The sequence below is a fragment of the Halocatena pleomorpha genome, from assembly GCF_003862495.1.
Lineage (GTDB): Archaea > Halobacteriota > Halobacteria > Halobacteriales > Haloarculaceae > Halocatena > Halocatena pleomorpha.
Window position 1 is genome coordinate 24,878 of record NZ_RRCH01000026.1, and the last position, 6,000, is coordinate 30,877.

6 protein-coding genes are annotated in these 6,000 nt (G+C 60.5%); 3 read left to right on the forward strand and 3 right to left on the reverse strand.

The features are described 5' to 3' along the window. Positions 1–87: 87 nt before the first annotated feature. Positions 88–906 carry an NAD(+)/NADH kinase gene (locus EIK79_RS11885; protein WP_124955334.1) on the forward strand — a complete coding sequence of 273 codons (819 nt, stop codon included), beginning with the start codon at positions 88–90 and terminating at the stop codon, positions 904–906. Between the two features lie 70 nt (positions 907–976). After that, the gene (mptA, locus tag EIK79_RS11890) at positions 977–1,912 is read left to right on the forward strand and encodes a GTP cyclohydrolase MptA (protein WP_124955335.1); all 936 of its coding nucleotides are present in this window, start codon (positions 977–979) and stop codon (positions 1,910–1,912) included. 52 nt (positions 1,913–1,964) lie between these two features. Here mptA and EIK79_RS11895 read toward each other — a convergent pair whose 3' ends face one another. Together EIK79_RS11895 and EIK79_RS11900 are read right to left on the reverse strand one after the other, a co-directional pair. After that, on the reverse strand, positions 1,965–2,768 hold the full coding sequence (locus tag EIK79_RS11895) for a TrmB family transcriptional regulator (protein ID WP_124955336.1): 804 nt from the start codon (positions 2,766–2,768) through the stop codon (positions 1,965–1,967). A 44-nt stretch (positions 2,769–2,812) separates the two neighbouring features. Continuing rightward, positions 2,813–4,408, reverse strand: a complete 1,596-nt coding sequence (locus EIK79_RS11900; RefSeq protein ID WP_124955337.1) for a DUF255 domain-containing protein — start codon at positions 4,406–4,408, stop codon at positions 2,813–2,815. Between the two features lie 188 nt (positions 4,409–4,596). Between EIK79_RS11900 and EIK79_RS11905 the strand changes: the two genes are divergently transcribed. Continuing rightward, positions 4,597–5,022: a DUF3054 domain-containing protein gene (locus EIK79_RS11905; RefSeq protein WP_124955338.1), complete on the forward strand. Its 426-nt coding sequence runs from the start codon at positions 4,597–4,599 to the stop codon at positions 5,020–5,022. A 60-nt stretch (positions 5,023–5,082) separates the two neighbouring features. Here the strand turns inward: EIK79_RS11905 and EIK79_RS11910 are convergent. After that, on the reverse strand, positions 5,083–6,000 hold a 918-nt coding region (locus tag EIK79_RS11910), incomplete at its 5' end, for an RNA-guided endonuclease TnpB family protein (protein ID WP_148094148.1).

Sequence of the window (6,000 nt, forward strand, 5' to 3'; positions counted from 1 at the left end):
TCCACAGACGCGACCCTCGTCCCGGGGTGAAATTTTGGGATCAGTTCGATTACGTGGGTTTTTGCGGCCCGCGACCAACGGTTGACCATGCAGATCGGTATTGTCGCACAGCAGGACAATCCACGGGCAGCGTCGCTGGCGGGCGATATTCAGGACGCCGTGGACGTGTCCGTCATCGTGGATGAGACGACAGCCGGGGCGCTCGATACAACAGGTATCGCTGTCGAGGAGATGTCCCAGTGTGATCTCGTTGTGAGTATTGGCGGCGACGGCACGTTTCTCTACGCCGCACGCTGGATCGGTTCGACCCCCATCATGGGTGTGAATCTCGGTGAAGTGGGATTTCTCAACGCCACCGCACCCGAAAACGCCGTGTCGACTGTGAAACGAGCGATCGAGAACCACGAATCGGGCGACAGCACCATTCGAACACTTGACATTCCTCGGCTGAGCGCGACTGGAGACGGGTGGACGCTTCCGCCCGCGCTTAACGAGATCGCGGTCATGGGTTCACATCGCGGGCCTGATGGAGGACTCACGATCGAAGTTCGGGTCGATGGATCGCTGTACACCGGCGGTCACGCCGACGGCGTGCTCGTCGCCACGCCCGCCGGCAGCACCGCGTACAATCTCAGTGAAGGCGGACCGTTGATTCATCCGGGTGTCTCTGGAATGGTGCTCAACGAGATGTGTGCTAGAGACGGGATGCCACCGTTGGTGATCGATCCGGACGCAGTGGTGTCGGTCCGGGCTGACGATGCGTCCTCTGTGATCGCCGTCAGCGACGGACGGATCCATCAGGAAATCGATCCACCAGCCGTGATCACCGTCTCGGCGGACGCGCCACCGGTACGGATCGCTGGTCCCGAGATCGATTTCTTCACAGCACTCGGCAAGCTCGACTGAGTGGAACCACTGGACAGCCACGATGTTGCTTTCGCAACCCCTATTCCGTCCAAACCCCTCAGATGAGATAATGAGCCAGCAGCTGCCGGACGTGCAGGCGTCGAGTCCGACGGTGAGTATCGGACTCAACCGCGTCGGCGTGACCGGTGTCGAAAAGCTCGTCGAAATCGATCGCAACGGCGACCGGCCGATCGTGTTGATGGCCGAGTTCGAGGTGTTCGTTGACCTTCCCAAATGGCGGAAAGGAGCCGATATGAGCCGCAACATGGAGGTCATCGACGAAACGCTTGAGATCGCTGTCGATGACACCGCCTCCGGTGTCGAGGATGTCTGTGGGACTGCGGCCGAGCGCCTTCTCGAAAAGCACGACTACACCACACAAGCAGAGGTGCGGATGGAAGCGCGATACGTGGTTCACGATCAGACGCCGGAGTCCGATCGGCTCACCCAATCTACGGCTGACATCATCGCCAGCGCTACCGCAACCGACGAGGAGACGCGCGAAGAGATCGGTGCGCGCGTTACTGGTATGACCGTCTGTCCCTGCTCACAGGGCATGTCTGCCGCACGCGCACGAGAGACGCTACTCGATCTCGGTGTTGACGACGAGACGATCGAGCAGTTCCTCGATGCGGTACCGCAACCCGGTCACTCCCAGCGTGGACACGCGACGCTCACCGTTGAATCGTCAGGCGAACCCGATCTCGACGTTATCGACATCATCGACGTGGCGCGTGATTCGATGAGCGCACGGATCTACAACCTCGCAAAACGACCGGATGAAGACCACATGACCTACGACGCCCACGCGGACGCGAAATTCGTTGAGGACTGCGTCCGATCGATGGCTGAAGGCGTTACTGAGCGGTTCTCCCACCTTCCGGATGACGCCGTCATCACGATGAAACAGTCCAACGACGAATCTATCCACCAACACAACGCCCACGCCGAACGCGTTGCGGACATGGATGAACTGCGCGCCGAACTGAACGGGACTCAGGACTGAGGACCCAACGGGAAGGCCGGTATCGATCGATACCCGACTGTATCGGTGCTACTCAGAACGTGAGTGGTTCGGCTTCCTCCCAGCGGGGTTCGAACTCCGCACGAACGTCACCGGCAAAGCTCCGGTCTTTGAGATTGATCATCGCAAACCGATCCGATCCTCGGAGTGGGTGCGGAACCTCGATACAGACTTCGGTGTCGTCCACGATGGTGAACGTACCGCTCACGTCGTCACTCGTCCGACAGTCGAAGTTCCGATGTGGTGATAGGCTGGTGCGGTACCGCTTTCCGACCGACGATGGAAGGTCGTCGACGAGTGCCGGGCGCATGAGTAACGACACCTCGACATCTCGGTCGAGTGCTTCTTCGAGCGCGGCAGCGACCCGTTCACCGATCGAATCGATGTCGAACCGTTCGGAGACGGTTGAGGCAACCATCACGACCCGATCGTCGGCGGCAGCGATGCGCTCGACCAACAGATCGTCCACCTCTTCGGGACCGACCGCGGCTGTCCAGAACGTCTCTTCGTGTGGCTCGTTGCTGTCGAGCGTCGCGGTGAGTTCGTCAACGATCTCCTCATACTGGTTTTCCTTTTCGGCAAGTTCGCGCTTTTTGTCTTCCAGTAACCGATCGAGTGCGGTCGATGGTTCGACCGCAACGTACTTTTTCGGCCGGGAGGCGGTCTGTGAACGGACGAGGTTGTACTGTTCGATGCTGTTTAACACGTCGTAGATGCGCCCCATCGGAACTTCACTAACTTGTGACAACTCCTTTGCAGTTGTCGGCCCGGTCTGCAAGAGCGCTCGATAGGCACGCGCTTCGTATTCTGAGAGGCCCAAATCTCTAAGGTTTGCCATTACGTAGTTCCATCTTCCCGCTGCGATAAAAACACATCGGGAGTTTACTCCTCTTCAATGAGTGAAACGAGCGACGCGGGAGACGAGACGGGATCGGACCGCTCCCCGTCGGTGATGACGGTCGCTGTTTCGTCCGATGACTCGGTGAGACGCACGACCTTCTCGTGGTCAGCGACACGGAGTGCGGCCCGGTGGAGATCACTGCCGGGCGTGTCTGCGACTTCGATTACGAGTGGCGGCGTGATGAGTCTGCTGACAGCAGTCGCATATCCCGCCACTTCCACTCCCATCCGATCGTGTGCGCCGGCGACAGCAGCCAGCGCCGTTCTGGCGACATCGCGGTACTCCTCGGTTTCGGTGAGGACGGCGAGATCGACGAGTGCGTCGGCAAGTTCAGCGGTTGCATCGAGTGGGTAAAGCGGTCGATCGAGCAGTGCTGGTCCCTCCTGTGGTCCATCTCGAAAGCGCCCGTCCGACGCTCGGCGCTGCTCGATTGTCCAATCAGCGACGGCTTTCGCTGGCTCGGTGTATGTGGGATCGAGCGTCTGGGCGGCGGTCGTCAGCGCGCCCAGTAGTCGGGCTTGATCGGAGAGCAGGCCCGTCGTTCCGTTCTCGTAGTGACGAACCGCTCCCGCTTCGAGGAGTTCCTCAAGCACGTATGAGAGCGTCCGCTCGGCATAACGGTGTGCTGCCTCGTCGTCGGTGACGGCGTAGAACTGACACAACGCGTCGATCGCTAGCGCGTTGCGGCCTGCAAACACCGTTTCGTCGATAGCTGGCTGCTGTCGTGCCTCTCGGTCGCTCGGGTCAAGGGTGTAGTAGTCGCTCGCGGCTTGGCTGCCCGCGAACGCGTCTCCTGTGTGGAGTGTTGTCGTGAGATAGTCGATCGTTCCTTGTGCCGGCTTGCGGTACTGCTCGTCACCGGTGTACAGATACGCGGTCGTGAACGCTCGACAGACGGCCGCATTGGTGTCAAGCACTTTCTCCCGGTGGAGATCGCTCCAGTCCCGAGTTTCGGCGTAGCGGTAAAACCCCCCGTCGTAGGTGTCATACAGGTGCGTCGCGATTGCTTCGAGCGTCCGGAGTGCGCGCTGACGGTCGCGTTTGAGCGCGAATTCCACCGTTCGTGGAAGCGGAAACTTCGCGTTGTCACCCCAGCCACCGAACTCCTCGTCGTAGGCCGCCTCTATCTGCCCGTTCATCTGCTCTTCGATACGCTCGTCGAGTTCTCCACGGGGCGGTTCAGCGCCCCGGAGTGCTCGGGGAATCCGGCCCGCTTCATCGTCGGTCCACGATTCGCGGACGCGTTCAAGCACCGACCGGAGCGTCTCGGTGTCCATGTACATCGCACCGGTGAGCACTTCGCCCGCCGGTGTGAGAAACACTGTCGAGGGGAATCCCCCCATGGTGTAGCGATCGCGCACCCGAGGGTGGCGATCCGCATCGACGCGGATCGGGACAAAATCGTCGTGAACGTTCGCCGCAACTGCTGGGTTGGAGAACGCCCCGTTGTCCATCGTTTCACACCATTCACACCACGGTGTGGAGAGAGAAAGCAACACCGGCCGGTCAGCGGCACGGGCCTCCTCGAACGGCGCCGGTCCCCACTCGTGCCATTCGATGAGCGTCTCGGTTTCCATGTCCAGTAGTCCACCGCCGGCAGGAATGGGTGTTACGCATCCCATCCGTATCGCCGCCCGCTGACGCGTCTGTCGGCGGCATCGGTTCCACAACGGCTCCAAAGCGTCGTGATCGCTGTCGAGACGCTCGATTCAACAGCACAAGACAGAACGCACGAGTGAAGTCGAGGGGGTGTAAAGCAGAAGCTATGAGCACCACCACGGGCGACGTTCTCGGTCGGATCGATCGATCGTCGATGACTCTCGTCACAGCGATCGGTGACATCGTGTTGATCGGGCTGTTCGTTCTCGCGGGCGAACTCAGCCACTACACCATCGATTTCCTGCTGGCCAATCCGGGCCGCGTCACTGGCACCGCACTCCCCTTTTACATCGGGTGGGTGATCGCTGCGCCTGTGCTCGGAGCGTACAGCCAGAGTGCTCGTGAGACGCCGCTTCGGGCCGCACTCATCGGCGGTGGCGCGTGGATCGTCGCCGCGCTGATCGGACAAGGACTCCGCTCGACTGCCGTCTTCCACGGAAACTTCGCCATCACGTTCATGTTCGTCTCGATCGGCGTGGGACTCGCGCTGTTGGTTCCGTGGCGGACGGTGCTCGCTGTTCGTCTTTCGTGACATCCTCCCCACCCTGAAGGGCGGGGCTTCCTACAAGGGAAGCCTCGCGTCGAGGAGGTTTCAGAACTGAAACGCCGCAAGCGTCGTCTGTCGGGATTGCCGACTCTTCTCGCGGTGTCCTGTGGTGCTGTCACAAGCACTCCCATCCTGTGGTGAGTCATCGTCACCAGAAACGGACGCCGTTTCTGGTTGGCAGCCAGAACTCATCGAGTTCTGGCGACGCCCTGCCGATTTCCAAGGCAGACTCTCTCCCCACGGGTTAACGCGACCGGCGATGTTGGCCGTGGCGTTGATGTCCGCTTGATATTCCGAGACCCAACACTCCGCGTTCGTGCATCGAAATGCTGCCTGTGAACGTCGAGAACCGATGTGGCCGCAGGCGTGGCACGTTTGGGATGTGTACGCTGGATTCACGAACCGTACCGGGATACCAGCATCACGTGCTTTATCCTCGATGCGTCCGGCGAGACGGGCGAACGTCCAGTTGTGGAGTCGCCGGTTCATCCACTTGCCGTAATCCAGTCCCTCACGGAGGTTCGACAGATCTTCAAGAACGATTACCGGCGAGTCGAACTGTCGAGCGTACTCGACAGCCTCCCGAGACGCTTTCTCGATAATATCCGTCAAGGCATTTTGGTAGTGGTCAAAGCGTTCGTCACCGCGCCACGGTGCGGCGTCACACTCCTGCAATCGTTTGAGCGTCGTGTGCATCTCCTTGCGGAGGTGGCGCGCACGTCCGCCGTCGTAAATGTACGGTTGGGTTGGCGTACCATTGTCCGTCAGGGCACAGCCCGTCAGGAGTTTAGATTCTCCGATGTCGAAACCGACCGGCGTCGCGTCGTCGGGTTCGTCTGGTTCCGCGACTTCGTACTCGACGGTGACGTGCAAGACCCAGTTTGTTCGGTGTTCTTGCAGTCGGAACTCACCGACCGAGACGTCGCCGTCGAGCAAGTCCGCCCAGAGCGATTCCTGGGCGGG

What these genes read in the sequence shown, in the direction of transcription:
- EIK79_RS11885 (WP_124955334.1), top strand. Translation starts at nt 88, where the DNA reads ATGCAGATCGGTATTGTCGCACAGCAGGACAATCCACGGGCAGCGTCG.
- mptA (WP_124955335.1), top strand. Translation starts at nt 977, where the DNA reads ATGAGCCAGCAGCTGCCGGACGTGCAGGCGTCGAGTCCGACGGTGAGT.
- EIK79_RS11895 (WP_124955336.1), bottom strand. Translation starts at nt 2,768, where the DNA reads ATGGCAAACCTTAGAGATTTGGGCCTCTCAGAATACGAAGCGCGTGCC.
- EIK79_RS11900 (WP_124955337.1), bottom strand. Translation starts at nt 4,408, where the DNA reads ATGGAAACCGAGACGCTCATCGAATGGCACGAGTGGGGACCGGCGCCG.
- EIK79_RS11905 (WP_124955338.1), top strand. Translation starts at nt 4,597, where the DNA reads ATGAGCACCACCACGGGCGACGTTCTCGGTCGGATCGATCGATCGTCG.